The 26,595-nt window shown below is 54.8% G+C and carries 23 protein-coding genes and 1 rRNA gene; 13 read left to right on the forward strand and 11 right to left on the reverse strand.

Translation table 11 applies throughout. The features are described 5' to 3' along the window. The first annotated feature begins 149 nt into the window (after positions 1–149). Positions 150–1,659: ribosomal RNA gene (locus WCK51_04850) — 16S ribosomal RNA — on the forward strand. A 141-nt stretch (positions 1,660–1,800) separates the two neighbouring features. After that, entirely contained in the window at positions 1,801–2,616 is an 816-nt protein-coding gene (locus WCK51_04855; protein MEI7576200.1) for a hypothetical protein, read from the forward strand. 6 nt (positions 2,617–2,622) lie between these two features. On the opposite strand, the gene WCK51_04860 is transcribed toward WCK51_04855, so the two are convergent. Continuing rightward, the gene (locus tag WCK51_04860) at positions 2,623–3,039 is read right to left on the reverse strand and encodes a hypothetical protein (GenBank protein MEI7576201.1); all 417 of its coding nucleotides are present in this window, start codon (positions 3,037–3,039) and stop codon (positions 2,623–2,625) included. Between the two features lie 130 nt (positions 3,040–3,169). On the opposite strand from WCK51_04860, the gene WCK51_04865 reads away from it, so the two are divergent. From WCK51_04865 to WCK51_04885, 5 genes are all read left to right on the forward strand, one after another. Continuing rightward, positions 3,170–3,394: a hypothetical protein gene (locus WCK51_04865; GenBank protein ID MEI7576202.1), complete on the forward strand. Its 225-nt coding sequence runs from the start codon at positions 3,170–3,172 to the stop codon at positions 3,392–3,394. 39 nt (positions 3,395–3,433) lie between these two features. Next, positions 3,434–3,730: a helix-turn-helix domain-containing protein gene (locus tag WCK51_04870; protein ID MEI7576203.1), complete on the forward strand. Its 297-nt coding sequence runs from the start codon at positions 3,434–3,436 to the stop codon at positions 3,728–3,730. A 63-nt stretch (positions 3,731–3,793) separates the two neighbouring features. Next, positions 3,794–4,543 carry a glucose 1-dehydrogenase gene (locus WCK51_04875; protein MEI7576204.1) on the forward strand — a complete coding sequence of 250 codons (750 nt, stop codon included), beginning with the start codon at positions 3,794–3,796 and terminating at the stop codon, positions 4,541–4,543. Positions 4,544–4,560: 17 nt separating this feature from the next. Further along, positions 4,561–4,710: a DUF2256 domain-containing protein gene (locus WCK51_04880; protein MEI7576205.1), complete on the forward strand. Its 150-nt coding sequence runs from the start codon at positions 4,561–4,563 to the stop codon at positions 4,708–4,710. Between the two features lie 37 nt (positions 4,711–4,747). Further along, positions 4,748–4,936, forward strand: a complete 189-nt coding sequence (locus tag WCK51_04885) for a hypothetical protein (GenBank protein MEI7576206.1) — start codon at positions 4,748–4,750, stop codon at positions 4,934–4,936. Positions 4,937–5,063: 127 nt separating this feature from the next. Here WCK51_04885 and WCK51_04890 read toward each other — a convergent pair whose 3' ends face one another. Together WCK51_04890 and WCK51_04895 are read right to left on the reverse strand one after the other, a co-directional pair. After that, positions 5,064–6,011 (reverse strand): PEP-CTERM sorting domain-containing protein, encoded by a 948-nt coding sequence (locus WCK51_04890; protein MEI7576207.1) that lies wholly within the window; start codon positions 6,009–6,011, stop codon positions 5,064–5,066. 142 nt (positions 6,012–6,153) lie between these two features. Further along, positions 6,154–6,951 (reverse strand): TylF/MycF/NovP-related O-methyltransferase, encoded by a 798-nt coding sequence (locus WCK51_04895; protein ID MEI7576208.1) that lies wholly within the window; start codon positions 6,949–6,951, stop codon positions 6,154–6,156. 88 nt (positions 6,952–7,039) lie between these two features. On the opposite strand from WCK51_04895, the gene WCK51_04900 reads away from it, so the two are divergent. Next, entirely contained in the window at positions 7,040–9,550 is a 2,511-nt protein-coding gene (locus WCK51_04900; protein MEI7576209.1) for a PQQ-binding-like beta-propeller repeat protein, read from the forward strand. Here WCK51_04900 and WCK51_04905 read toward each other — a convergent pair. After that, on the reverse strand, positions 9,547–10,611 hold the full coding sequence (locus WCK51_04905; GenBank protein MEI7576210.1) for an aminotransferase class V-fold PLP-dependent enzyme: 1,065 nt from the start codon (positions 10,609–10,611) through the stop codon (positions 9,547–9,549). The two genes, WCK51_04900 and WCK51_04905, sit on opposite strands and share 4 nt — an antisense overlap. Positions 10,612–10,649: 38 nt before the next feature. Beyond that, positions 10,650–12,539 (reverse strand): phosphoglycerate dehydrogenase, encoded by a 1,890-nt coding sequence (serA, locus tag WCK51_04910; protein MEI7576211.1) that lies wholly within the window; start codon positions 12,537–12,539, stop codon positions 10,650–10,652. A gap of 90 nt (positions 12,540–12,629) precedes the next feature. Between serA and WCK51_04915 the strand changes: the two genes are divergently transcribed. Together WCK51_04915 and WCK51_04920 are read left to right on the forward strand one after the other, a co-directional pair. Further along, positions 12,630–13,427: a PIG-L family deacetylase gene (locus tag WCK51_04915; GenBank protein MEI7576212.1), complete on the forward strand. Its 798-nt coding sequence runs from the start codon at positions 12,630–12,632 to the stop codon at positions 13,425–13,427. 1 nt (position 13,428) lies between these two features. Further along, on the forward strand, positions 13,429–14,139 hold the full coding sequence (locus tag WCK51_04920) for a hypothetical protein (GenBank protein MEI7576213.1): 711 nt from the start codon (positions 13,429–13,431) through the stop codon (positions 14,137–14,139). A gap of 53 nt (positions 14,140–14,192) precedes the next feature. Here WCK51_04920 and WCK51_04925 read toward each other — a convergent pair whose 3' ends face one another. The 3 genes from WCK51_04925 to WCK51_04935 form a co-directional block, all read right to left on the reverse strand. Beyond that, entirely contained in the window at positions 14,193–15,506 is a 1,314-nt protein-coding gene (locus tag WCK51_04925; GenBank protein MEI7576214.1) for a hypothetical protein, read from the reverse strand. A 99-nt stretch (positions 15,507–15,605) separates the two neighbouring features. After that, the gene (locus WCK51_04930; GenBank protein MEI7576215.1) at positions 15,606–15,776 is read right to left on the reverse strand and encodes a hypothetical protein; all 171 of its coding nucleotides are present in this window, start codon (positions 15,774–15,776) and stop codon (positions 15,606–15,608) included. Further along, a complete protein-coding gene (locus WCK51_04935; protein ID MEI7576216.1) occupies positions 15,773–17,140 on the reverse strand; it encodes a hypothetical protein in 1,368 nt (455 codons plus the stop codon). The genes WCK51_04930 and WCK51_04935 overlap by 4 nt, the downstream gene beginning before the upstream one ends. 865 nt (positions 17,141–18,005) lie before the next feature. Here WCK51_04935 and WCK51_04940 point away from each other — a divergent pair. Together WCK51_04940 and WCK51_04945 are read left to right on the forward strand one after the other, a co-directional pair. After that, complete coding sequence (locus tag WCK51_04940) at positions 18,006–18,965, forward strand: hypothetical protein (GenBank protein MEI7576217.1); 960 nt, start codon at positions 18,006–18,008, stop codon at positions 18,963–18,965. Further along, positions 18,962–20,008 (forward strand): glycerate kinase, encoded by a 1,047-nt coding sequence (locus WCK51_04945; GenBank protein MEI7576218.1) that lies wholly within the window; start codon positions 18,962–18,964, stop codon positions 20,006–20,008. Before WCK51_04940 ends, WCK51_04945 begins: the two co-directional genes overlap by 4 nt. On the opposite strand, the gene WCK51_04950 is transcribed toward WCK51_04945, so the two are convergent. From WCK51_04950 to WCK51_04960, 3 genes are all read right to left on the reverse strand, one after another. Beyond that, complete coding sequence (locus tag WCK51_04950; GenBank protein MEI7576219.1) at positions 19,988–21,208, reverse strand: MFS transporter; 1,221 nt, start codon at positions 21,206–21,208, stop codon at positions 19,988–19,990. The two genes, WCK51_04945 and WCK51_04950, sit on opposite strands and share 21 nt — an antisense overlap. A gap of 15 nt (positions 21,209–21,223) precedes the next feature. Continuing rightward, positions 21,224–23,701, reverse strand: coding sequence for a hypothetical protein (locus WCK51_04955; GenBank protein MEI7576220.1), 2,478 nt, complete (start codon positions 23,699–23,701; stop codon positions 21,224–21,226). A gap of 98 nt (positions 23,702–23,799) precedes the next feature. Beyond that, a complete protein-coding gene (locus tag WCK51_04960; GenBank protein ID MEI7576221.1) occupies positions 23,800–25,419 on the reverse strand; it encodes an aldehyde dehydrogenase family protein in 1,620 nt (539 codons plus the stop codon). An 82-nt stretch (positions 25,420–25,501) separates the two neighbouring features. Between WCK51_04960 and WCK51_04965 the strand changes: the two genes are divergently transcribed. Further along, positions 25,502–26,578: a hypothetical protein gene (locus tag WCK51_04965; GenBank protein ID MEI7576222.1), complete on the forward strand. Its 1,077-nt coding sequence runs from the start codon at positions 25,502–25,504 to the stop codon at positions 26,576–26,578. Positions 26,579–26,595 lie beyond the last annotated feature (17 nt).

Here is a 26,595-nt window from a genome sequence, read left to right on the forward strand (position 1 = left end):
AAATTCGTAAACACGAATCCAATCCGTTTTTCACTCTTCCCCTTCTGCAGAGCGATCTGGTGAAGAGGATACCAGCAACAACTGGGACAAGAGTGGTTCAAATGAGTAGATTAAGTTCCGAACTTTAAATCGGAAACTGATCAACACTTTCTACGGAGAGTTTGATCATGGCTCAGGACGAACGCTGGCGGCGTGCCTAAAACATGCAAGTCGAACGAGGTAGCAATACCTAGTGGCGAACGGCGTAGTAATACATGAGAAACGTGCCCTTAAGTCTGGGATATACAGGGGAAACCCTGGGCAATACCAGATGTGGCGGAGAGATCGCATGATCTTTCCATTAAATGGTTTTTCGCTTAAGGAGCGTCTCATGGCCTATCAGGTAGTTGGTGAGGTAATGGCTCACCAAGCCGACGACGGGTAGCGGGTCTGAGAGGATGATCCGCACGAGTGGGACTGAGACACGGCCCACACACCTACGGGTGGCAGCAGTTGGGAATCTTGCACAATGGGGGAAACCCTGATGCAGCGACGCCGCGTGGACGATGAAGGCCTTAGGGTTGTAAAGTCCTTTTTTGGGGAAAGACTTAGGACGGTACCCCAAGAATAAGCTCCGGCTAACTACGTGCCAGCAGCCGCGGTAAGACGTAGGGAGCAAGCGTTGTCCGGATTTACTGGGCGTAAAGAGCGCGTAGGCGGCTCGTTAAGTGTGAAGTGAAATCTCCAGTGCTCAACACGGAAACTGCTTTACATACTGGCGAGCTTGAGGAAAGCAGAGGCAACTAGAATTCCTGGTGTAGCGGTGAAATGCGTTGATATCAGGAGGAATACCAATGGCGAAGGCAGGTTGCTGGGCTTTATCTGACGCTGAGGCGCGAAAGCGTGGGTAGCAAACAGGATTAGATACCCTGGTAGTCCACGCCCTAAACGATGGATACTAGACGTAAGAGGTATCGACCCCTCTTGTGTCGCAGCTAACGCATTAAGTATCCCGCCTGGGGACTACGGCCGCAAGGTTGAAACTCAAATGAATTGACGGGGACCCGCACAAGCGGTGGAGCATGTGGTTTAATTCGATACTAACCGAAGAACCTTACCCAGGTTTGACATCGATCGCAAGATCCCGAAAAGGATCCCTCCCCCACAAGGGGACGTGAAGACAGATGTTGCATGGCTGTCGTCAGCTCGTGCCGTGAGGTGTACGGTTAAGTCCGCCAACGAGCGCAACCCACGTCCTGTGTTACCAGCGAGTAAAGTCGGGCACTCACAGGAGACCGCCGGTGTAAGCCGGAGGAAGGTGTGGATGATGTCAAGTCAGCATGGCTCTTACGCCTGGGGCTACACACATGCTACAATGGGAGCAACAAAGGGCAGCAATACCGCGAGGTGGAGCGAATCCCAAAAATACTCCCCCAGTTCAGATTGCACTCTGCAACTCGAGTGCATAAAGTCGGAATCGCTAGTAAACGCAGGTCAGATATACTGCGTTGAATACGTTCCCGGGTCTTGTACACACCGCCCGTCAAGTCACCTGAATCGTCTTCACCCGAAGTACGTGGCCTAACCGCAAGGAGGGAGCGTCCGAAGGTGAGGGGGGTAAGGGGGACTAAGTCGTAACAAGGTACCCGTACCGGAAGGTGTGGGTGGATCACCTCCTTAAAGGATAAGAACTGTTCCTTGCAAGTCAAGTGAACACATATCCAGGTCGAGACTTTCTTTCTCAATCCGCTTTTCAAGGGGACTCCAACTTGGAGTCCTTTTTTGTTTTGTCAGGGTCCATTTTTTGCTATCCTGAACCACATGGCATATCGCTCGTGGCTCAAAGCCGTCAAACACGTCGGGGATTTAGCGCAACAGTTTGTTCCGTACGACGACTGCAAGCCAGAAGCCAGCAAGCGAAACAAGCTTTCAGACGAACGGTGGCTTGATGCTATGAAGCGACAGATTCCGGTCGCTCCGGAATTCCTCCGCTACTTTGGAACCAGGATGCACGATTCCTGGGTGATCAGCCAGGAAAGAACGGGCGACCACATTCGAATTGAACTCGACTCTATCGAAGGGAACGTCTTTTGTAGCCAGTACGGCCTCTGGCTCGATGTTGAATTTCCCGAGCCCCTAATGCCCGTTGAACTCTACTGCCACGACGTCCGCTACGCCCGATGGGCAAGGCATGACAAAACGGGTTGGCTCAAGTTTGCAGAACCCGAGTTTCGAGAGATTGACCCAACTCGAACAATGTCGGATTCATTCACGTACGACTTCTTCTTTGAACAAGACGGCAGAATCCAATGGATCGCCTTGATTCGAGCTTGGCCCCGATACTCCGACTGGCATATCTCCGACTTGTTTCTTATGGCAGACTGCTCCGGAGTTTCGGCAGTGGATCACCGTGCCAATGTGATCCTCAATCACTTCGGTGCGAAAGCCGGTTTAATGTGGCATCAATTCTTCAATCAAACAGAATTCGATGCTTGGGACCAACCCCAACTCTTCGCCCTCTTCAAATCCGTCTCCGAGCGCGAGGGCTGGACCAAAAACGATCTCCGCCAAGAACTCCTCCAAGTCCCCGGCGCAAGAACTCTGAACTCCTCCAAGTCCCCGGCGCAAGAACTCTGAACTGAGCTAATTCTCAGAGAGTGGAACAGGGTGGACAAGGGTCCACAACTCCTTGATCCCTACCCGCAACGCTGCCGCCACCCGGTGATTTCCATCCGCAAGATTCAATCGGCCATCCTCTTTCACCCACCCGATCAAAGGCGGAAGAGACTCAACCGAAATCCCTCGAGCGACGATCGCCGCCACCTCGCACTCCCAAACTGCGGAATCCTTTGGGAATCGAAAATCCGGACCAGGACCCGCGATCAAATCAAAACGATCCAGAACAACGAGTTCAGGGGCTGGCCATTCCACCGAAAACTTTCGAACCCGCCGCAACAGACCCGGATTTGCCCACTCAGGAACCTTGAGATACTCCTCGATCCAAGCCTGAAGCCGGCCCTCTTCAGAAGCTAGTCTCGCCGCGCCAATGCTCCACTTCATCACAGTTTCATCTCCAACAATTGCCAGACTGTCTTAGTTTCGTACAATTCCGCAACGAGCATCAAGCAAACCCGTAGCAAAGAACACGGACTCGGGCCGAGACCCACCCACCGAACTCCCCGTGATTCCAATGTTGAACAACCTACCCAAAAGCACCCTCCAATCTCTCAGCAGTTTCTGCTTCATCGCCGCAATGTTCTCTATCCTAGGTTCGATCGCAATATGGTTCTTTGCCAGGAGCCCCGATCCTGCCCACGGCGAGCGATTCGGAATCTTCGTCGGCCTATGGGCGCCGACTTTCCTCATCCTTTCGAACAAGCTAGACACCGCGATCACCGAAAAGGCAGTCGTGTAATCAACGAGAAGCCCCCAGTTAAGCGTAGAATCAAGTGAAATGAATCTCACCGACGAGCAATTTACTAAGGCGATGCGCGCTCTTTCCGAGCCGAATCGGGTCGAGATTCTACGCCGAGTGGGAGCCAACGCCTGTCAGCAAGGCGTCACCTGCAGTTCAGTCCTCGATCAGATGGGAATCTCGCAGTCCACCTTCTCGCACCACGTCTCTGAGCTCAAAGAAGCCGGGCTGCTCATTGGTCAATCCGAGGGGCGCCTAGTCCGGCTCACCGTCAACCATGAGCTCCTCAACGAAGTCCAGCAAGCGCTCAGCAACCTAACCTCCATTAAGGTTTGAAAAAATATCGACGTTTGTCGATATAAATGGAACGCCACATCATATCGACACATATGAATATATGTGCTTAACCTCAACAACAAAGTAGCTATCGTCACTGGATCCACCGCCGGAATCGGCAAGGCCACCGCCCACCTCCTCGCCCAGCAAGGCGCGACCGTCGTGGTTACCGGTCGACGCGAAGCCGAGGGCCAAGCGGTCGTCGACGAAATCACCACCAAGGGTGGAAAAGCCACCTTCATCAAGACCGACGTCACCTCCGCCGCCGATAACGCAAGCCTCTTCGAGCAAACGAAGAGTCAGTTTGGAAAGATCGACATCGTCTTCCTCAACTCCGGCGTGTACAACTTCGCCCCGCTCGCCGAGCAGACTGAAGAGGATCTCGCGAAGCAGATCGATGTCAACATCAAAGGCGTCTACTTCGGCCTCCAACAGGTTGCCAAACATGTTGCAGAAGGCGGCTCCGTCGTCATCAACAGCAGCACCGTCGCCGATTTCGGAATGCCCGGCGCGTCCGCCTACTCACTCACCAAAGGCGCCGTCAACACCTTAGTGCGAACCGCCGCCGTCGAGCTCGCACCCCAGAAGATCCGCGTCAACGCCGTGGCACCCGGCCCAATCTGGACCGAAGGTATGGGCAACATGACTGGAACCCGCGAAAATGCCGAAGCTGCGATGGCGGGAATCACAGTCATGGGTCGAGTTGGCGAACCGAACGAAATTGCCGCCGGAGTCGTCTTCCTCGCCAGCGATGAAGCAAGCTACGTCACTGGCCAAATTTGGAACATCGACGGCGGAATCGTCATCAAGTAACCCACTCAGATACAAAAGTGCCCCAGCGCAACGACTCCCACCTCCCAACAATGGTCTGCCTCACGCGCGGCAGACCTTTTTCGTGGCGAAAGAAGTGGGAGCGCAACTGGTCTGAGGTCAAGTCTTTTTCTGACCGCTGCCGAAGCGCTAAACCCAAATGCAGCTAGCGGAAACCTCAACCACTAATCCGCTGTACTCTGAAGTATGCCCAAGCTGACTCCTACCCGACTCGGACTCATCTTCTTGATCCCAGGTCTGCTCCTCAGCATCCCGGCGTTGTTGACCGGACACTTCCAGGGAGCCGTGATGGGCTGCGGTATGTTCTCGACCGTGTTTGGAGGTCTGATGTGCCTCACCGGAATGTGGAATAAGGTCAGTAAGCTCGAGCCATGACCCCTGACGAACTGGGGACTTCGGGACACAAGATAAAACCGCATGCGGCTGAACCACCTGCCGAACGCAACAAAAAAGCTCTCCCGCACCTAGAAGTGCAAGAGAGCTGTGTGGCTGCTTGACGAGATTACTTCTGGCGTCGCCGACGCAGAAGAGCCAAGAGACCTCCGCTCAGCGCGAGCATGCTTGCGGGCTCGGGTACGGTCGAGAGTTGAACGCCATCAATGAAGCCGAGCGACTGACCAGCAACCTTTGTGTTGGTTCGGAAACTAATCGAATCCAACGCCCAAGCGGTCGTGTTGCCCCAGCGTCCGTCTTTCATTCCAACTTCCCATGTGGACTTGGTGTAGCTCCCAAGGAGAGTGTTTGAAGTGTTGAAGACGCTAACCGAAAACACATCGTTGGGCGAGTTTCCAGCGAGGCCATTCACGAGGGTCAAATCGTACTGAATGTTGTACCAAGTGCCATAGTCGAGACCCTTGACAACCGCGCCAAAGTCCCAGTTCGCATTGCCGTCGCCATACTGGAGCGGAGTGTCGAGTTCCAAAACGATCTTGTCGGCTGCAGTGTAGTACTGACCGTTGCTTTGATCCTGAGCCCCGTCATAGACGAAAACTCCCGCATAGCGAGACGCTCCTGCGCCGAACGACCGGCTTGGGTCAATCTCCACGAGCGCTCCGAAGAAGTCATCAGTGTCTACGGATGCCAGCGGCGTGCGGTACCAGTAAGAAAACTTCATCTGGTTCGCCATGACCGGGTTTCCGACCGAACCGAATTCTCCAGCCGCATTGATGACCGGTGTCCGCAGTGAGTCAATGACTCCGAACAGATTGTCCATATCTGTCTGGCTGCTGAGCGTGGTCAGCTCCATTGACTGAGAACCCGTGAACGACTGAGCGTTTGTAACGGTTCCTAACGTAGCTGAGTTTGAGTTTCGGTTCCAGTCCTCTTGTCCAACGACACTTCCGAGCGACATAGATTCGAATCCGGTTGAGTAGGCGGATTGAGCCTGAACCGAACTAGTGACGAAAACCGAAGCGAGCGCTGCGATTGCGATTGCGTGTGATCGTGCCATGATTGCCTCCAATTCAAAGAGAACAGAGATAAATTCTCCGTACTCTTAACAGGATAAGCGATTTTCAGCTACCGGACCACAAAGTAAGACAAAACCTGTACATTTACGGGCAAGCCTTAACAATAGCTTGATCTTACGGAAATCAGGGCTTCATCAAAATCCCCTGCCCGGATGGCAGGTTCAGAATCTTCACGCCTCGTTCTTCGGCAAACTTATCGAACGCAATTTTCTGATGGATATGGTGAACCCAGTTGTAGTCGTCCAAACACATAATTGCTCCCGAAACCATCTTGGGCCAGAAGTATTCTGCCGCCGCAATCTCTGGAACGACTGCGTTCATATCGATCATGATGTACGCGACCTTTTCGATATCAACCGTCTCGAGCGATTCGGGAACTCGCCCCTTCACTAACTTGGCGCGCGACCAAGGCGAGAAGTTTCGTTTTGCAAGTTCATAGCAATCGAAGTAGCTATTCTCATGAACCTTGTCGATGCCGATCTCAACCTCGTCCTGCGTAAATTGCTCAGCCGGACACCCTTCATAAGTGTCAAAGAGCCAGAAATCCTTGTCGATCGTGTTCCAATCCAGATACTTCATGATCGCGAGTGAGAAGATTCCGGTGTTCACGCCGCACTCAACAAAATCGCCCTCAAGCTGCTTGCAATGCCACGCCGCCCAGATGTACTGGTGAACCCGCCACTCCACATGAAGCTGCTGCCCCGGCGGTAGAAGCGTGTGCCCCGAGTTCGCCCCCAACTGGTAAGCCTCCTGAAATTTGGGCTCCAATAGGCAAGCCGCGTTGTGGTGCGTAGCAAATCCGTCGGCGGAGTAAGTGTATGGCGGACGGGTCAACTGCTGCCCGTCATGCGTAATCAGTAACGTGCTGCCATCATCCATCGGAAACTCGATGGTATAGGGTCGTCCAGCAAGGTCTAGCATAATTACTAGGCATTGTTGGTAGGAAGATGCTAAACCATAGGCGGAACGGTGGACAACCTGCGATAAGATGTACCCAGGTGATCACTTGATGTTGAGTACCTTTCTGTTCGTAAACATGTTCGGCTCACAGTTGACACCATCCGCTGTGGTCAGCACCAACACTTGGGCGACTCTAGGCTCGGCGAACCGTATAGCTCGAGTTGGCAATCACCTTTTGGTACAGAATTCAGCTCTGTATTGCGTTGATCTTCAAGCTCAAAAGCAGGTTTGGAGCTACTCTCATCCCAATCATTCCAATGCCCAAAACCTGGCAGTAGTCGGATCGAGGGCGTACGCAACATTTGAAAGCAGTGACAGCAAAAGTCGCGTCTCGACGATTGTCGAGCTCGACGTCAAGACGGGAAAAAGACTTCGGGCGGTGCCCTGTGAAGGTTCATATCCATCGCTCACAAGCGATGGTACTGCTCTCTACTACCTCGACCCGAGGGCCAGACTTGTTGCACTCAATTCAAACTCCCTGAGTCCCAAATGGCGTAGCGCGCCGCTAACCAAGAAGCGGGAGAGCTATGTCGACATCGAAGGTCTGGCAAGGTTTGGCAATCGAGTTGTGTTCAATTACGCTAACACGACCTTCTGCCTTGACGCCGCGAAGGGGACCACAAAGTGGTCCGAACCTGAATCCTACTTCTTCGGTGGTGGACGTCATGTTGCCTGTGGCGATCGCGTTCTGGTGGAGAAGAACGGTCTCACCTGTAAGTCCCTGGCGACCGGAAAAACCCTCTGGCAAAAACCGGGATCACCCTATTCGGAAACTACGGTTGCACACCAAAACCAGTTCATCCTGAGTGATCACAGCATCATCCGCTGCATCAGTGCAGAGAACGGCACGCAAGTTTGGAAATCAAGGGGGGTGCCGGACCCGTATGATCGGAGTGGAAGCAGTGGGTTCTCTGCCAGGTCGGGAATTTTCGGCGACCTTATGATCTGTGAGTCGGACACTCACCAGGTTGTAATGACTCTTAGCGGCAAGGAAGTAAGTCACACCCCAGTTGACAAGGCACTGAACATCCCGATTTGGAGGAACGGCTCCACTCTGGCGACGTTTGACGGTTCACGCGTGCGTTGGTACCGCCCAGGAACTCCAATCACCGCTCCAACGAACGAAATTGAGCGAATCGCTTTAGCAAAGTCCCTCTCTGCAAAATATCCAGATTTGGATCGGCACGATTACAGCGTCCTACGGAGCCTGACGCCCCAGAACTTTGCACCCATGCTAGATCGTTACCTCGCGCTAAGTCGAGAGGAAGTGGCCCACGGCGAATACTATGCGAACGCCCGTGATTTGGGACGTAGCCTCTACGAGCTTGCAACCAAGGAAGACGCCGAGCTAATCGCAACAAAGCTTAGAGGCACAAAAAAGGATGAGGACTGTCGAGTCGTTTTGCTTTCCCTCCTAGCCAAAGTAGGTGACCCTGATAAAGTCGTACCCTTCTTCCTCGATGCACTAAACCAGAAAACTCCCGGCTTTGAACTCTACGAATCCGAAACGTTTGTTGCTCGCGAGTATGTCTCGCAGTCCACCCATCCGTTAGCCGTCAAGTATCTCGTTGATCTCCTAAGAAACCCCAAAGCAGACGAAACACAAAGAGGGGCCGCGTACGTGACTCTGGCTGGTAAGTCAGAAGAGGCAACGGAAGAAGTTCGCAAGCAAAAGCGCGTTCGAAAGCTCCTCAAACCAATGGTCGGTCGCTTTGAACTCGCTGATCTCGGGAAGACGAGACGGGACCGAAAAACGACTTTGCTTCTCAAAACCCATACGACAAAAGGGACCGAGTGGGGCCTAATGAGTTCCTCAATCCTCGGCAACTACTCCGACTTGTTCATCGCCAGAAAAGTTGGTGGAAAGTGGCAGCGCCCGGTGTTCCTAGGAGTTTCCGGCGAGCCGATTTCCAGGTGGGTCAAACCTGCACCTCCCGAGCCAACCGTTCTGGGTCACACTGGCAAGAGTCTGATTGCTGGCAAGTGGGTAACGCTGATTTCCTCGATCGAAAAACTTGCCACGGACACCGATGGTGATGGCTACCGCGATCTGGAAGAAGCAAGGCTCGGAACCGACCCTAAATCGGCAGATATGGATGGCGACGGAGACCGGGACGAACTGGATCCATTCCCTAATGTCGCCAAGCGACCCCACAGCGAAGACGAGCTGGCGCTCGCCGCTGCCTACGAAGGTCGCTATCATTTCTTCGATAATGAAGGTCCCGCACTCTTAACCGTTCCCTCCCTTGAAGATGCCTTCGAAATGACTGGATGGGGTGGACCAGTCATCGTCCGAGTAGCAAAAGGAGACCGCGACTGGAGCCACCCGCTGGATCGATGCTACGAGTATGGGGTAGGCATGATCGGGCTGGGAGGCTCCGGGAAAGATAAGCGAACCTTCATCGAACAAGCAGTCGATTGGGATGCTAAGCACGAGGTCGCAACAGTCAACATCTCCACATACTATGGTGGGCTTAACGGAACAGGTTACGTCGTTCAGGTGAAGAAGTTTGGATCCGACTGGCTCGTGATCTCCTCGCGAATGGCTTATATTTCCTAGAGCAGAGCCAGCAACTTCTGATGCTCTTCTGCCGTGTGCATCGGGAAGTTTGCTACTCGGATGTTATGCTCCTTCAGATCACCGTAGCAAGCGCCGGTGTAGATCCCGTGCTCCTTCTCAAGCTTCGCGCGAAGCTCGGTCGCGTCTTCCTGGACATTGACCGCGAACAAAGTCGGTGACTTGTATCGATCGCTGGTCACCATCGGCTTCGCGTTCGTCTTCTCAAGTGCCGAATAAAACGCTGCCGCTCGCTCCTCGATTCCAGCGCGTAGCGCTTCAAGCCCAATCGACTGATACTTCGCCGCACACTTGTTAAGTAAGTAAATCGCCAAAACGTTTGGCGTCTCCGCCGTCATCGACTTCTCTGCGAATGTTTGAACCCGAGAGAACGCGTGGAACGAGCCAATGCTCTGCGTCTTCTCCAACTGCCGCGATCGCTCCATCGCCCGCTCACTCACCACAACCACGCTTAAACCAGCCGTCGAGTGGAAGCCCTTCTGAACCGAGAACATACAAACATCAACCAAGCTCCAATCAAGCTGGCAATGCGGCATGGCCGATACGCAGTCCACCATCAGCATCTTCTCCGGATACTTGCGGCCGAGAGCGTGAATCTGCTCTTCGGGAATCCAAAGCCCAATGCTCGTCTCGTTGTTAACAACGCAAATCGCCTCCGCCGTCTCCGGAACTTCAACGGCGGAAAAGTCCCCATCAAACTTGTGATCGTAGTCCCAGCGAACGGCGTTTCGATCCAGCCACCCCGTGTACTGATGCCACCGCATCGCAAACTCGCCGCCGACCATGTGGAACGACTCCTTCGCCGTCAAACACTCCATCCCCCGCTCCCATGCCTCGTTGCTGGAGTTCATGAAGATGATATGGTGCGTGCTTGGTAACTTGAGGAGATCGCGAATCCGATCCCGAGTTTCATCGAACAAGTTGAAGAACCACTTCGACCGGTGACTCTGCCAAACCGCGCCTTCGGCGACAGCTTCCTGGAGCCACTGACCCATCTCAGGGTGAACTTTTGTCGGACCGGGAGCTAGAACGGTGGGATTCATAGTTGCTAGTTTACAGTTCTCCGTTCTCAGATTTCAGTTTAAGGATTCAAAACCCTCAACTTGATCGTCTCCGGAACCTCGCGAATCTCTGCCAGAAGCTCGTCCGAAACCTTATCTGCGATATCTGTGACCAAGTAACCGACCTGATCTCGAGTCTTCAGGTTCTGCCCAACAATGTTCACGCTGTGCCGAGCAAAGATCGCAGAAACCGAAGCCACGATCCCCGGCACGTTTCGGTGAACGTGCAGAATACGCATCCCCTTCTGAATCGGCGGCAGATACAGATCCGGCAATGAAACAGAACCCAATGTCTCGCCTTGAGCAACATATTTCCGCAGCCGTTCTGAGACATAAGCCGCAATATTCCTCTGCGCCTCTTCCGTGCTTCCTGCAATGTGCGGAGTCAAAATCACGTTCGGTAAGCCCCGCAAAACTGACTCAAACGGCTCATCATTCGACTTCGGCTCAGAAGGGAAGACATCAATCCCTGCTCCCCCAACTTTTCCAGAAAGCACTGCATCGCGCAAAGCCGAATAATCCACAACCGAACCTCGCGACAAGTTCAAGAAAATAACCCCATCCTTCATCATTTCGAACTCCTTCTTCGAGATGAGATTCTTGTTCGAAGCCCGACCATCGAAGTGAACGCTGATGATGTCCGACTGCTTCAGAAGGTCGTGCAACGACTGAATCCGCTGAGCCTTCCCGTGCGATAGCTTCTCCGCGATGTCGTAGTAGATGACCTCCAGCCCCACGCTCTCCGCCAAGACGCTGAGCTGAGAACCAATATTCCCATACCCAATAATCCCTAGCTTCTTCCCCCGAATCTCATGGGCTCCAGCCGCCGACTTCGTCCAACGTCCCTCGTGCAACGCCGTCGAGTGGGCGAACACTCGCCTCATCAAAACCATCGCCTCACCCAACGCCAGTTCAACAACGCTCCGCGTATTGCTAAACGGGGCATTAAACACCGCAACCCCTCGGCTAGCTGCGGCAGCAGAATCGACATGATCCGTCCCGACGCTAAAGACGCCAATCGCCATCAGCCGCTTCCCGGCCTGAATCACCCTCGCCGGAATCTTCGTCCGAGTCCGAACCCCGATAATCGACACATCCTTAATCCGGCGAACCAATTCATCCTCTGAAAGCTTCTCTTTAACCTGCTCAACCCGATACCCCTCAGCGGCCAGGCTATCCGCCGCATCCGAGTCGATCGAATCCAAAAGCAGAATATTGATCTTAGAACGCGGGAAGCTATACCGAGTCGGCAAGTCCGACTCAGCTAAAACTTCGTCAATTCCGTAAACCACCGAGTCTGCCTTTGCGGCCACGGCTTCGCGATAAACCGTCTCCGCGTAACAGAAAAACCGTGAAGCCGCCCCCGCCTCACGAATCTGATAATCCGTAAAGCCGTCGCCGACTACCCACTTGGGACCGTCGTAAGCAATCGACTCCACCACCGGAATCTTGCCCCCCGCCTGGGACAAAGGATTCTGATCATCAAACCCAATGATCTTCCCATCCTCGTCAAACAAGAACGAGTTCGCATAAACCCTCGTGTTCGGAATATCCAAAAGCGCCGCAATCGGCGCCACAAACTCCGCGAATCCACCCGTCACTACATAAAGCCGTTCCGCAACCGCCTTCAACTGCTTCTTATGCGCCGCAAAACTCGGAGACAAAGACTTCTTCAGCTTCTTCGCCAAGAGCTCCAGATGCCCTTGGTTCGCATCCAGAAGCCGAACCCTCTCCGCCAAAGACTCCCGAAACCCAAGCTTGCCTTCCATCCCCAGCTTAGTCAGCTCCTCGATCCTAGACAGCCGCTCATCCCGCTCCGGGTGTTTAGCAAGCGAAATCTCGGCCAGAGCATCGAGCGACTCCATGGTGACAATTGTGCTGTCAAAATCCAAAATCAGGATGGGCTTCATGGGTGCAATTCGACGCCCAGCCCCATTGCTTTTCGTCTCCCGATAAGGTTACCGGAACCAGGCGACCTGAACATGGGTTAGGATAGAGCAATGAAGCGGAAGGTGCCGATATGGAAGCGAATCACCCGATCCTTCCTCATGTTGTTAGGCATCGTCGGCGGGCTCTACGCCTGGAACCCTCAGCGCCTGCACTACTTCGCAAAACCCGTCGCCCTGCCCAAACTCGACCCCGAATCCACAGACCTTTTCAAGAAGGGAACCCGGGTCACCGTCGTCGTTGGTCACCCCGATGATGCCGAATTCTACCTCTCCGGTACCCTGCTCAAACTGCACCAGGCCGGAGCCCAGATCACCCTCATCGTTGTTACCGATGGCGACAAAAGTTACTACCCCTGGTTCCTCACCAACGCCGAAGAGAACCGCAAAATCCGTCGCGCCGAGCAAGAAGAAGCCTCCAAAGCCTACGACGCAAAAGTCATCTTCCTAGGTGGCCCCGACGGACGCTACGACCCCGACGAACAAACCCTCCGCGCAAAGCTGCTGGCCGCGATCCAAGCCTCCAAACCCGACTACCTGATGGCGTTCGACGACGAGCATGTCCTCAAAGTCCAGCACCGCGACCACGAAAACTCCGGCCGCGCCACCCGAGAACTCGCCCCCCAAACCACCGCCAAATGGCTCCTCCTCTTCGCCACCATGGCCCCCACCCACTGGGTCGACACCACCGGAACCTGGGACAAACGAGCCGAACTCCTAGCCGTCCACAAGAGCCAGTTCTATGGCGAAAAGCTAGGCTTCATCCAAGGCACCGTCCTCGACAAAGCCCTCACCGAAGGCGAGAAAATCGGCAAAGAAACCGCCGAGAGTTTCCGCGCGGTAAAACTCTAAAGTGCCCCGAATTCGGCGCCTAAGCCTCCTCGCCAAGCTCGCGCTCCTCCTGACGGTCACCTTTATCTTTGTGCTCGGCATTTTTGCAAACGGGCTGTCTCCAAAGGAGCGTTGGCGCCGCACTGCAGCGGCTGCAGAGGCAGAAAGATGGCAAGAGTTCGTCGACTACTTCCCAGACTCCTCGTTCAAATGCGAAATTGATCGCAAGTGCGCGGTAGTCCTACTATCGACCTACTTTGGGAAACGTCAAGGCTGGTGTGTATCGACCGCTGAGCAGCCATTCTTGTCGAAGTACATGGGATACAAATACCTTAACGACTTGAGTCTCGACCGAATCAACTTTAGGCAGCAACGGATCGCAATTCTCGATGGGACAATTTGGGATATCCCCCTCATCGGAAAGCAAATCTCCTTCGCGGCCGAGCAAAAACTTGAACTCGTCGACGCCCTCAATGAGCTCGCCATCAAGCGTTTTCCCCATTTGGAGGCGGGAGCAAAAAATGAACCTGCCCTGGCTATCTACGAGTTTCTTTTGGCCGAGCAAAGTATTCTACGCGCCAAAGGCGCTGACTCGCTCTACCACCAGGAGTTTCCTGGCGGTGCCCAAATCGACATGCTCGCATCTCGAGAGACCTACTTCAAAGGCGCCAACATCCCGTTCCAACACATCGCCAAGAAGTACGGGCGCGTCCCCTCGCCCTCGAAACTTTGAAGCCCCCACCGGGACTGCAGGCGTCTCGCCTGCTCCTCGCGAGCGCAGCGAGGCTACCGCTTCACCCCCCGCCAAGTATCCAACCGCTCCCCGCCCATATAGCTCTCAATGTCAAAAGCGTGGTCATCTGCCCCCTCAACAAACAGCTCCACCTTCTGAAACGCAATCCGCTCCTCCGCCGAATGCCGCCCCTGACCCATCCCGCCGACAAACACCGAATGCTTCCCAAACCGGTGGTTCATCTTGTCCACCGCGTGGCTAAACTCCGCCCGCTCAGGAGTCTGGTCGAACAGCGACGGCGTCACATACTCCGGCCGCAAAAGCCCCGTAAACACAATCCCCACCTGCAACGGCCGCTCAAAATCGCTTGACGACCAAGAAGAAGCAATCAAAGAAGTCACCGTCACCGAATCCTGACAAGGCGGAAGCGCCACCGTTGCCTTCCAAGAACGCCGCATCCCCTTCACATAAATCCCCATATGCGTCGCCCAAAGCTTGTTCGCCCGCAGCCGCGCCGTCGCCTTATGCGCCAGCCGCATCATCACCTCCCGGGCCCCCTCCTCGGTCCGCAAATCCGGCGGTAAAACGTGCGAATGCGACAACGACTGATCCTGCCGAGTCTCGTAATCCACCTCGTACCCGTGCAAATTGAACCAATAACGCTCGCCCATCACCGACCCAAACGCCCGCCGCATCTCTTCCGGCGATAACGCCAACAACTGCCGCGTATTAAAAACTCCCGCCGCATTCAGCCGCGCCTTCATCCGCTTGTTGATCCCGCAGAAATCCGTGAGCTTCAGCTCATACAGCCGTGAAGGAATATCGTCGGCGGTCAGAATCACCAACCCGTCCGGCTTCATCATGTCCGTCGCCGTCTTCGCCAAAAAGTGGTTCGTCGCAATCCCAAACGAAGCCGTCATGCACTCGCCGACGTTCTCCCGAATCGCCTTCTTCATCTTAAGCGCAAGCTCGCGCGCCACCGCCGGCGGAGCCTCGGTCTCCAGCAACCGAAACCGCATCTCATCGATCGAACACACTTTATCGACCGGAAGTACCGACTCGCAAACCTCAACAATCCGCTTATGAAACGCCGTATAAGCCGCGTGATTCCCCTTCACAATTACCACGTCCGGACAAAGCTGCTTCGCCAGCCCAATGTTGGTGCCGGTCTTAATCCCAAACCGCTTCGCCTCATACGAAGCCGCAATCGCCGAAGTGTTATCCCCCGCCGTCGGAGCCACAATCAAAGGCCGCCCACGCAAAGAAGGATCCAGCTGCTGCTCGCACGAGGCAAAGTAAGCATTCAGATCCATAAACATCGACTTCAGCCGACTAGGAGGCGATATAGGTAGATGTATTTCTACCATATCTTGATTATACGCCACTCTGGAGTGCGCGAAGCAATTCGCGCTTTTTCTTCTGATGCGTAGGATTTACTAGACATCAAAGTTCTCAACGACTCGTGGTCACTTGGATTCAGTCGAGTTCTCATCGACGTTTGACTGTTGCTTTGGCTTGGAGCTTGGTCCAATACGCAAGTGATCGATTTCGATTGCGCCACCAGTTTTGAAGAACCATAAAAGTGCTCCAGTCACCAAACCGGGAAAACCATACTGGATAAGTGCCGATTCGATCATGCCGCCACCCTTCCAGTTCGAATCACCCGCAACAGCGTCGCTAAATCCACCTGCGGCTCAGCTCCGAATGCTTCGTCAAAGTCTCGAATGTCATCAATGAAAGTGGCAACGAAGTCATCTTGAATGCACTCCCAGATACTGTCTCCAGAACTCACCGCGCGCGCAAAAATTGCCAATTTGCGGCGTCTATCCAGTCGCCCAAGTCTACGCTCAACCTCAGCAATATCGACGCCTATCCTTATCGGCCGATCAACGAGCTGGCAAATGAACTTCCTGAGCTTAAGGTCGTGGTTCTCAAAGCAGATAGGATCAATTTTCAGCTTTAGCCTCTCGAGTTTCTCGAGTTCTATCGCGGAGGCTATTAGCCCCGGATCATCCAAACCTTCGCGGAGCTTTTCAGACAATCGTTCCTTCGAGAGGGCGATTATTGCGTGGCGGTCAAAGGAGCCTAGCTCTCGGATTGCGGAGGAAATCGAAGAAACTCCATCTCGGGCAGGAAAATAGTGAATGATCGGCTTGCCCGAGGTTACGCTGTGGGTGCGGTACCATCCTCTCCCCTCCAATGCCCTAATGTAGGATTTATAGGTGTAGTCGCGAATCCCAAGATGGTCTTGAATCTCCGATGGGGACTCGCCCCGGTTGTAAGCTCTAATCACTCGCTTGTAGTGCTCCGGCAATTGAGTCCAGGCCCGCAGCTGCAAGAATTCTGGCAGTGCGTCCTTTATATAGTTAGCGATTCTAATCCTGCGTTGTGACAGGACCAAACACTGTTCTTCGGAAAGATCCTCCTTTCCGAGGAGTCGCTTTTTACCGCGGGTCTTCCCCCATATGCCTTCCGCGAATATCTCGCGACCAGTGCGACGATCTTTGTGGGGAACAAGCTCAAATTCGGGAACATAGCCAGGATTGACGATGTAAGAGGCCAAGTCAGTTTTACCAATAAACTCCACTTTGTACCGTGCAGATTGTGCGCGCAAATCTCCGACTTCAAGTCCCAAGAAGACAGTTGCTTGCTGGGACACCTCTAGTGGCAAGCCTACTCGGCCCAGTTCTTGACTAAAACGTTCCAGGTCACGATCCATGTTTGGTGTTTTTGGGTCGGAGATTTCCCTTTTCAGACGAAGTTCAGTCCGCCTGATCCGAGTTGCGTAGGTCAGAATGCGCCAGAAGAATGTCTCTCTTGTGGCTGCTTTTCCGTGCTTGCTTAGTTTGCCTTCGCGGTACTGGTAGTCCAAGAGCAAAACTCTTGCAGTTTGCAAGACTTCTTCCTTTTCGGTGGGGATGATTTTTTGACCTTCGTAGGTCCCCCAATAGCTAGAAGCAACTGCTTCGAGAGTGTTGATGTCACGTTCAATAGGTAGCATTTTTCTCGGGGAAGGATCTGCTCCTTCAATGATACATAAAGTTCAGTTGGTTGCCTGGGTCCATCTTTCCTACCCCTCATAGGAAATTTTTGATTTTTAGCCGTAAGAAGCATCCCCTGGTTGCGGATGCCAATCGAATAGCCTCTTGAGTCCAGAGGTTGAGATTCCCCGAGCAAACGATTTGATGCCTCCGCTATCGCACAGTGGTGGCGAAGACGACCAGCCTTCTCCAAGCCGCACGCCAACAAAACTTCTCAGCCGTGAACCTACCGAGACACCACCACCCGCCCACCAAACAAAAAGAACAAAACCCGCCCCGCCAAAATTCCACCGAGCGAAGCGAGTCCAAGCTCCCAGACAAGCCACCAAACCCGGACTACCACTCAAACGGGGCTGCGGTGGGTGGGAACCGGCGCGATCGGAACGATCGCGCCAAAAGCAAATTGCAGGTTGACAAACCCCGGGTTTCGTTGCCTATATGTAGATGGATAATTTCTGCAGGCCACGCGCGGGACATCCCGAGCAAGTCAGGACATCTCACCAGCCCCTCAGATGTTTGAGCAAAGCGACGAAAAGGCCCAACTTCCAACTTCCGGGCCTACCCACCCCTACCCACCTTTCTTCATAAAGCCGAACACCGTTGAACCTGACTACCCACCAAAATGCGTCGCAGTTCTCTTCCCAAAAGGAACCGAAACCAGAATTCCGGAAGTCAAACTCCTGTCCCCACTTGTCCCCACCAAAATCGAAAAGTGAGCATCCATTTGAACCCAATGTCCCCAGCAAAACGCGTCGCAGTTCTCTCTCCCACCGAAAAGCGAAGAACCAATAACGAAATGCCGAAACAAGCGTTAAACTAAATGAGATGCGACGGTTTTACTGGCTCCCGCTCATTGCCCTCGCCGGCTGCGGTGGAACAAACACCAATGACGGTGCCCAGGCATACAACCGCTCGGGATCGTACGCCGAGACTCCAATTGCGCCCGGAGTCTCTGGCTACGCCAACGAGATCCTCGCCGTCAGCGCCTTCATCAACGCCGCCGAAATCAAAGACGCCACCGGAGTCAACCGAGTCATCAACGGGCTCAAAAAACTCCCGATCATCCCCAAGCGGGTCTTCCTTCTCGGAGCAACCGCTACCAACGCCGAATGGTGGAAAAAGCCCCTAGAAGATGCCAAAATCTCCGTCGTCCCCGTAGTGGGAGACAAAGAAGAAGGCTGGGATAAAGTCGTCAAAACCCTGGGAGTTGGCAAGCTGCTGAGCAACGGGCCAAAAGACGGCGGCGTTAACGCTGACGGCCTCAAGGCTGATCAGACGAAACTCTCGTCACAATTCGTCGCCGAAGGAATCCGGTTCGTGGTCGTCAACACCGACACCCCGCTCAAAGCCGAAAAACCCGGCTCCGTCCCCGGCCTCTGGCTCAAAGGCGCCGTCGAAGCCGCGAAAGAAAACACCGTCGTCATCGGCTGGCGATCGCTCAGCCCGCTCGGCGAAAAAGACGAGACGCCCGTGATCGCCGCCCCCGGCGCGCTCGGAAAAGCGACCAAAGTCGTCGCCTGGGTCTCATCCTCAGCCGTCGCCCCGCTGGCAAAGAAGCTGACCGACAAAGGCCCCGTCTCCCTTGCCGTCGGCGGAGGAACCGGAGAAGACAAACTCCCCCACGTCGGCCTGATCGAAGTCAAAAAGGACGGAACCCTAACCGCCCGGGTCGCAAAACTAAACGAAACTTCTCTGGCAACAACAGTCCTAGAAGCCTCCCTCTGGGCACCAGCACCGAAGGTGGCACAACCCGCAGCCAAACCCGCCCAGCCAATCAAAAAGTGAAAATCCTCGTCGCACCCAATGCGTTCAAAGGAACCCACTCCTCAGTCGAAGTCGCCCAAACCTGGGCCGGAGTCCTCGGCGAGAAACACGAGGTCCAAACCCTCGCTCTGAGCGACGGCGGCGACGGCTTCCTCGACGCCATCCACTTCCTCATCCCCGAACTCTCCCGCCGAACCAGCCTCGTCACCGGCCCTTACCCCGAACAGCGCGTCAACGCCGACTGGCTCTGGGACGCCAGCAACAACATCGCCTACATCGAAGTCGCCCAAGCCTGCGGCCTCACCCGCGCCACCCAGCCGCTCAGGCCACTCGAAGCAACGAGCTACGGTGTCGGCGAGCTAATCCTCGCCGCCCAAAGTGCTGGAGCCGTAGACATCTACCTCGGTCTCGGCGGAACCGCCTCAACCGACGCCGGCACCGGAGCCCTCCGCGCCCTCGGCTGGAACTTCGTCAACGAAGCTGGCCATGACATCGGCCATGACCTGACCAGCCTCAACCGAATGATCGTAGGCGGATCAAAGCCGCCCGAGCTAAACCTAATGACCGACGTCACCAACCCGCTCCTCGGCGATCAGGGCGCGGCCATCATCTTTGCTCCTCAAAAAGGAGCGAACCCGCAGGAGGTCCAACGACTGGAAGCCCGCCTCGCCGCCTTCTGGCTCATCGCGCGAGACCAGTTCAACATGAACCTCTCCTTCCCCGGCAGCGGTGCAGCGGGCGGACTCGCCGCTGGACTTTCGCTCACCGGCCAAGCCCACCTCGGCTCCGGCTTCGACCTCATCGCCGACCTCGGTGATTTGGAAGCCAAGATGCGCTGGGCGGACTTGGTCGTCACTGGTGAAGGTGCCTTCGACTCGCAGTCAATGATGGGAAAAGCTACCGGCCGAGTCATCTCTCTGGCTCAGAGCCAGAGAAAGAGAACAGCAGTCATCGCCGGAAGCATCGCGCCCGGCTCGCTTCCGCTGGTCGACTTTTCCGTCAGCCTCACGGGCCAATCAATTCGCGATGGCGCAGTCGAGCTGTCAAGCCAACTCGGACTCTGACGGTGTTCGCTTCGCTTTCGCTAGGAAAGGAAGCGTTGGCAACAGAAGCAAGGCCGCGACGAAAATCGCGTCCTTCGCCGTTCGCAGCTTGCCGATCGTACCGACCATCGGTCCCCCAGCGATCTCGCCGAGGCTGTGGGCCTGGCCTCCGAAGCTGAGCAAAGTCGCCCGATTCTCGCTAGGGGCATTGAGGTTGATCCAGGTTTTGATAAGCGGTTCGATACCTCGACGCAGTGCGCGGCTGACGACGAAGAGAGCTGCGCCGATCCAGATGGACTGAGACAGGGCGAAGCCGGCGATGGTGCAAATCAGGACGACAGTCATGGCCGTCAGTGCGCTTGCAATTGACGAGGAGTTGTCCGTTTTGACGCGAAGTTGAACTTGCTTGTTGACGAACATGCCTCCCAAAATCGCTGCGGTCGAGAACACCGGCCACCAGAAGTCGGTACCAAACGAGCCGACTGCTGGCAGTTGATTGAGGTCCATGATCGCCTTGTTCCAGAGGCGGTCAAACCCTTCGGATGCCAGGCCATAGAAGACCGAAACCGCAAGAATCAGAAGCAGAATCTTGGACTTCTGAACCAACTTGTACCCTTCTCGGAATGTCGCCCAAAAGTGCCTCTGCTCGTCCGATTTGTGAAAGCCTTTCTCGCTCATCGTGGCAAAAGCGACGAATGCAAAGCACATGAAACCGAGTCCGCTCGCCATCATCACGGCGGGTAGAGAGACGAGAGTGAACAGGACGGCGATCCAGGCTCCGATGATTCTTCCGATAAATGAAGACTGCTGGCCCTTCAGGAAAGCGGTTCCCGAATCGACCCCTGGATCAGAATGGGGTAGCTCGTCCGCTACCCAGGCGTCATGCGCCCCTGACACAAACGTCTCGCCGAACCCAAGAAGAAGTTGGGCGCAGATCACGACCCAAGCAACCGGGAAGAGCCCTTCGACAAAGAAGCCCAGCCCAAGAATGAACCAACCAACCGAGGCACTCAGCCGTCGGCTCACCAGGTCGGCGACCACACCTGTTGGCACCTCGAAGCACATGATCGAGACCTCATAGAGCGTGCCCATAAACACGACCATAAAGTTGTCGAATCCTACCGTTTTGATATGAAAAACCACATGCATCGTCCAGGCCATGCTGAATAGCAGGCCTTCGACGAAGCAATTACGTTGATAGGTGTTAAGCGCGGATCGGATTTGGCTAGGCTACCTCTACTCCAGCGGCGACCGCGTCATCTGCGTTCCATGCTGCCCAGCGAGCGACCTTGCCTCGAAGTAGGCGATTGGTCCGCCGACTCGGAAGTAATAGACCCCTGGTTCGGTGATCGTTACGAAGTTATCGTCGAATACCCCGGTGTCTCCATCGACCGAAAGCATGAGATCGACCACCGGATGGTCGATACGGATCGCGAAGTAGGTTCCCTCGCCAACTTCGTCTTTGGCGATGTTGTTCGAGCCGACGATCGTTTGTGGATTCGCCAAACGTGCCTCTTTCGGCTCCGACAGCAGGTGCCAGGTGGGAGCCGCGAAGTTGCCTTCGAGCCAGAGAATGGTCTCTGGAACCGAGCATCCCGTCAGGTCGATTTCTCCTGCGACGCCACGCTGGCCAGGTTCGGAGTCAAACTCGATTTCTCCACTTCGAACAATGTCACCAGTAAGCAAATTGATCAGTCGATACTCGACGAAGAACGGCGGTAGCTCGTCGTAGTCGTCTTCGTTTCGGTCGTCAACAAAGTGAACCTTGACTGTCTCCTTGACTCGTTCGACAGAAAACAGAGTCTCCCCGTAAAGCCGGCGCAGTTCTTGGGCCGCGGCCTTGTAGCGTCCACTCGAATCAATAACTGCCCAGCTCTGGACGGGCCAAATGTCGTTCAACTGCCAGATCAATGATCCTCGACAGAACGCGTTCCGGCGGAAGTGCTCCACGCCCATGCGGAGTGCATCGCGCTGGTTGAGCTGAGAGTAGTAGGTCCAGTCTTCTAGCGATTGGCTCTTTGGATAGTGAAGCTCGACGTAGCCGACGAAGGTCGAATACCCCTTACGAGTCTTGTCATGCCATCGCACGGCTGGACTCTGGTAGTCCCAATCCTCGTCGCTAATCGTGTCTTCCCACAGAGCGAGCGAGCAAGATGAAGCGAATCCGTATTCCGAGCTAAAACGGGCCTCGGAATCCAGGTAGTATTTCCAATCTCCGCGGCCGTGCCAAGCGTCCCAGTAGTGCGAGTCGCCGATTTTTCCGCCGTTGGCGTCGGGTTCGGAGTCGCCACACGGTGAGGTATGGATATAACTCGTTTCCGGGTTCAGGGCGGACACGACGGAAGGGAACAGCTTATCGTAAAGGTTTTCGCCGTAGAATCGCGGCGGGTGTTGACCGCCCTTCCAGGTCCACTTCTGCTGCCACATCTGTAGGTTCTCGTTGTTCCCGCACCAAAGCGCGAGCGAGGCGTGGTGTCGGAGGCGCTTGACGTTGAATTCGGCTTCTGGACGAATCTGTTCTTGCCACTCCTGAGTGTCTGGGTAATAGGCACAGGCCTGCGGGAAGTCCTGCCAGACCATGATTCCGAGCTCGTCGCAGATCTCGTAAAACTCGTCCATCTCATACATTCCGCCGCCCCAAATGCGGAGCATGTTGGAACCGAGATCGAGTGCTTGGTAGAGCCGCTCCTCGTACCTCTCGCGCGTGATTGCGGATGGGAAGGAATAGTCCGGAATCCAGTTGAAGCCCTTGGCGTAAATCTTTCGACCGTTGACTTCGAACTCGAACGACTCGCCAATCTCATCCTTCTGCCGAAGCAACTTGATGTTCCGGAATCCGACCTTGATCGTCTTGATGTCCAAATAGACATTCTCGTTGTCCCCTTCGGGCACGCCTGCGCTGAGTTCGAATAGCGGCTGCTCGCCTGCTCCGATCGGCCACCAAAGCTCGGGCTGTTCGATTCGGAAAATGCCGTCCGCAGATTCGTACGTCACATCGTCGATCTCGAGCCAATAATGGATCGTCGCCGGACCTTCGGTCTCGCCGTGCGCTGTCAAGGTGACCGAGCCGTCCTCGTGCCACTCTTGTGTGGCACTCAAATGACTCACACGCGAGGCAAACTCGACAAGGCGAATCGGCCGCCAGACGCCGCAACTGACGAGTCTCGGACCCCAATCCCAGCCGTACATGCACTGAATCTTGCGAACGAATGAGCGCTCCTCAAACCTCTCGACGTACTCGGGAAGCCCTTCCTTTTTGAAGAACTCAGCTTGGCGCTCCAGCCCGACTCGGATTGCCGAAGCGAAATCGATTCGCAACTCATTATCGCCTTCGATCAGATGGTCGGTGACGTCTACCTCAAGAGCGACAAACATATTGTCATGTGAGGCGATCTCTTTGCCGTTAAGAGAAACTTTGCAGATGGTGTCTAGGCCTTCGAAGACCAGCTTTCGCGAAGGCGATCCTTCTTTAGGCTCCCAGTAGAACGTTGTTCTGTAGCTCCAATCAGTCTCGTCAACCCACTGAACGCCGTACTCGTTCATGCGCTCGTGAGGGTGAGGAATGATGCCGTGCTGCATCAAATCGAGGTGAACATGCCCCGGAACGACCGCTTCGAGCCACTCAGGATTGCTGTATCCCAGCGTCGAACCAGGTACATCGTGCTTGGTTTCAATAAATTCCCAGCCTTCGTGGAGATAAGTCTCAAAGAGCATTGAATAGAAGTGTACCGAGTGATGTAAGGGTATATTGGTTCACCTAAACAAAAAGAATCCCGCTTTCAGTTAACTTGCCTGGAAGCGGGATTTGTTGGTCAGAACAAGAAGTCGGTCGTCAAGAAGTTGCTGCTTCTTGCGGCGAGAATCTCGTTGATGAGGGCCCGATTGGCCTCGGAGTAATCGGTTGCCACTAGCGTGCGAATCGAGAATCGCTTCAGCGCGTCGGCAACCGACAGGGTTCCTTCGGCTGAGGCCTTTCGCCCGGTGAACGGGAAGGTATCTGGCCCCCGTTGGCACTGAACGTTGATGTTCACCCTTGAAACCTGGTTCACCATCGCATCGATAAGCGGCCCAAGCACCTTGGGATCGTTCCCGAAGAGCGAAACTTGCTGACCGAACTGCGTTTCGACCGCGTACTGCATGACTTCGGAGATGTCCTCATAAGCTCGAATCGGGATGATTGGACCGAATTGCTCGACTTCGTGCAGTCGCATCTCTGGAGTAACCGGATACACAATTGCGGGCTTCATGAAGTTCTCGATGACCTCACCGCCGCCGTCGTTGACGATTTTCGCGCCCATCGAAATGGCCTCATCGAGAAGTCCGCGTAACCAGGTGGTCGCATTGATGTCGGCAAGCGGCGTCAGCATTGCACCGGGCTTCCAGGGATGCCCTGCAGGCATTGCGTTGACGGCGGTCGAAAGCTCCGAGATCACTTCATCGACTCGCGATTTGTGAACGAAGAGGATCTTCAAAGCGGTACATCTTTGGCCGTTAAAGCCAAGCGTCCCGGCAACGAGTTGCGGGATTGTCACCTTCATGTCCGCATCGGGCAGAACGACGGCGAGGTTCTTTGCGTCCAAGGAAAGGATCGACTTCAGCCGGTGGGGCTTAGGATGATAGGTTTTGAGTTGGTCGGCCGTCTTGCTACTGCCGATGAACGCCAATAGCTCGACGCCACCATCCTGAAGAAGCGGTGGAATGATCTCGTTGCCCTTTCCGTTGATGATGTTCACGACACCTGCTGGGAAGGAGTCTCGGAATGCCTCGAGAAGAGGTGTATTCAAAAGCTGTCCGTAACGCGGCAGCTTCGAGATCACGGGGTTGCCCATGATGATCGCCGGAATTAGCGTAGTAAACGTCTCGTTAAGCGGATAGTTGTACGGACCCATGCAAAGCGTCGGACCAAAAGGTGAGCGACGAATTTGTGCCAAGAAGCCTTTCTCGACGCTGAATCCACTGTTCTTGCGATCCAACTCTTTGAGTGATTCGATCGTATCCTCGATGTACTGGACGGTTCGATCGAACTCCTTCGCGGCGTCCGGAAGGGTCTTGCCGATTTCCCACATGATCAACTCGACCACGGTCTCACGAACGGCTTTCATCCGAACCACGAAATCCTGCACCGCCGAGATTCGCTCAGAGACGGTCATGGTCGGCCATTCGCCCTGCCCATTGTCCCAAGCCGATTGGGCGGCTTTCAGCGCGTCGAGGGCTTCGTTGGCATCCAGCACCGGTGCTGCGCCGAGGGTCGGGCGGACAATGCCGCTGTTCCAATTGAAGAAAAGGCAGGACTGAACTTCGTTGGTCTGCCCTGACCACTCGCGGATTTCGCCATTGATGAGGTAGCGGTTGCCACCCTTCACCTCAGGCACCGGTCGGCCATCGGACTGCCAGTTCTGAGGATCAACGGACGAAACGTGTTGGGTCGTCATCTTCTACAGTTTGACCGATATTTCTATGAGGGATTCTTAATACTTACCGCTCAGAATCATATTTAACGATAGAATTCGATTTGTGGCAGTCGTCGTTCATTTTGAACCTGAGTTCTCAGTTTATCGAGATAAGGTTCGCCTGCCCGACCTTCCTACCGCAAAATCTCGCGAACTGCTAACTTTTTTGGTTCACCATCGGGGCCAAAGGTTTGAGCGGAGAATCCTAGAAGAACGCTTCTGGCCCGGGGCCGAGCGGCAGCGCGCGCAATCTTCCCTCAGACAAGCTGTGTTCTCTATTCGCCAGATCCTTGGCGAGGATGGGCCAATCACCGCAAATCGTCGCCACGTCTTCTGCCGCGCAAGTCAGGTCTCGGTCACCCAAAGAACCACGATTCGGCCGGAAGGCGGGGTACCCGAGGAGTACGAAGCCCAGCTTCTTGCTTCTTTCCGCACTTTACCGCTTGACCAAACGGTTATCAAAATACAAACCGAACTCGAGCAGCCAGGTTGGTCGAGCGAAATCCGGTGCCGACTCAGATTTCTGCTCGCCTTCGCCTATCATGAACTTGGGCGATCCCAGTTGGGTCTGGAAATGGTTCGAGAGCTAGTTCGTGACGCACGAACTGATGGGGAAATGATGATCGCTAAGCATGCTCTTGGGGGCCTCCTTTGGCACAAAGGGAATTTCAAGGAGGGGATCGAAACGCTCTGGGAAGCCGCCTCTCTAGCTGAGGATCGGCCTATGGAGCAAGTTCACATTCTCTCGAACATCGCCATCGGAGCGTATGAGGCCAAGAGCGGTGAGGAACTTCGATACTCAGAATCGCTTGCAAGTCAAAACCTCCGGTTGATTGCCGAGTCCGCGCATCAGATTGTCCTCGACTACGTCCGCGGGCTCGCACTCATGAGTGAGTATCGCTACTCCGAAGCGTCTCTACTCTTCGAAGCGACACTGATCCAAAGTGCTGCGACTTCCCACCGAATCAGCGTCTATCTGCTAGAAGCCAATGCTCACGCAAAGCAAAAGCTCGGGCTGGACGACGAAGCGAAGGGACTTCTGGATCAAGCGAAAGCGATGCGGAAGGCGTTCAAGATGCATCCGTCAACTGTAGAACTGCGCAGACTCCAGAAGCTTCGCGCCACCTTGCGCGAATCTTAGCGTGAGTAAAATCGAGC

The organism is Armatimonadota bacterium (assembly GCA_037138755.1).
Lineage (GTDB): Bacteria > Armatimonadota > Fimbriimonadia > Fimbriimonadales > Fimbriimonadaceae > Fimbriimonas.

Bases quoted from the DNA above. Each gene is read 5' to 3' on its own strand.
- WCK51_04955 (MEI7576220.1), bottom strand. From the start codon at position 23,701: ATGCTCTTTGAGACTTATCTCCACGAAGGCTGGGAATTTATTGAAACC.
- WCK51_04915 (MEI7576212.1), top strand. From the start codon at position 12,630: ATGAAGCGGAAGGTGCCGATATGGAAGCGAATCACCCGATCCTTCCTC.
- serA (MEI7576211.1), bottom strand. From the start codon at position 12,539: ATGAAGCCCATCCTGATTTTGGATTTTGACAGCACAATTGTCACCATG.
- WCK51_04940 (MEI7576217.1), top strand. From the start codon at position 18,006: ATGCGACGGTTTTACTGGCTCCCGCTCATTGCCCTCGCCGGCTGCGGT.
- WCK51_04900 (MEI7576209.1), top strand. From the start codon at position 7,040: ATGTTGAGTACCTTTCTGTTCGTAAACATGTTCGGCTCACAGTTGACA.
- WCK51_04960 (MEI7576221.1), bottom strand. From the start codon at position 25,419: ATGACGACCCAACACGTTTCGTCCGTTGATCCTCAGAACTGGCAGTCC.
- WCK51_04885 (MEI7576206.1), top strand. From the start codon at position 4,748: ATGCCCAAGCTGACTCCTACCCGACTCGGACTCATCTTCTTGATCCCA.
- WCK51_04935 (MEI7576216.1), bottom strand. From the start codon at position 17,140: ATGCTACCTATTGAACGTGACATCAACACTCTCGAAGCAGTTGCTTCT.
- WCK51_04870 (MEI7576203.1), top strand. From the start codon at position 3,434: ATGAATCTCACCGACGAGCAATTTACTAAGGCGATGCGCGCTCTTTCC.
- WCK51_04925 (MEI7576214.1), bottom strand. From the start codon at position 15,506: ATGGTAGAAATACATCTACCTATATCGCCTCCTAGTCGGCTGAAGTCG.
- WCK51_04855 (MEI7576200.1), top strand. From the start codon at position 1,801: ATGGCATATCGCTCGTGGCTCAAAGCCGTCAAACACGTCGGGGATTTA.
- WCK51_04890 (MEI7576207.1), bottom strand. From the start codon at position 6,011: ATGGCACGATCACACGCAATCGCAATCGCAGCGCTCGCTTCGGTTTTC.
- WCK51_04905 (MEI7576210.1), bottom strand. From the start codon at position 10,611: ATGAATCCCACCGTTCTAGCTCCCGGTCCGACAAAAGTTCACCCTGAG.
- WCK51_04930 (MEI7576215.1), bottom strand. From the start codon at position 15,776: ATGATCGAATCGGCACTTATCCAGTATGGTTTTCCCGGTTTGGTGACT.
- WCK51_04860 (MEI7576201.1), bottom strand. From the start codon at position 3,039: ATGAAGTGGAGCATTGGCGCGGCGAGACTAGCTTCTGAAGAGGGCCGG.
- WCK51_04865 (MEI7576202.1), top strand. From the start codon at position 3,170: ATGTTGAACAACCTACCCAAAAGCACCCTCCAATCTCTCAGCAGTTTC.
- WCK51_04895 (MEI7576208.1), bottom strand. From the start codon at position 6,951: ATGCTAGACCTTGCTGGACGACCCTATACCATCGAGTTTCCGATGGAT.